This window comes from Brevundimonas sp. UBA2416, from assembly GCF_002343105.1.
In the GTDB taxonomy this organism is placed as follows: Bacteria; Pseudomonadota; Alphaproteobacteria; order Caulobacterales; family Caulobacteraceae; genus Brevundimonas.
Genome location: NZ_DDRM01000009.1, coordinates 1 through 251 on the forward strand (window position 1 = coordinate 1; position 251 = coordinate 251).

Genomic DNA, 251 nt, shown 5'->3' on the forward strand with positions numbered 1-251 from the left:
CGGCCTGGACAAGCGGATCGGCGGGAAATTCCTCCACGCCGGCCCCGGCTATGGCGGGTCATGTTTTCCCAAGGACACTCTTGCTCTCGTTCGGACAGCGACCGACGCCAGCTCACCGGTCCGCCTGATCGAGACGACGGTCCAGATCAATGATGCGCGCAAGAAGGCCATGGCCAGCCGGGTCGCCAACGCCCTGGGGGGCGAACTGAAGGGCAAGACCGTCGCCCTGCTGGGCCTGACCTTCAAGCCGA

At 65.7% G+C, this 251-nt stretch carries 1 pseudogene; it reads left to right on the plus strand.

The features are described from left to right. Window positions 1-251, plus strand: a pseudogene (locus B3E43_RS02110) (UDP-glucose 6-dehydrogenase); the annotation flags it as partial.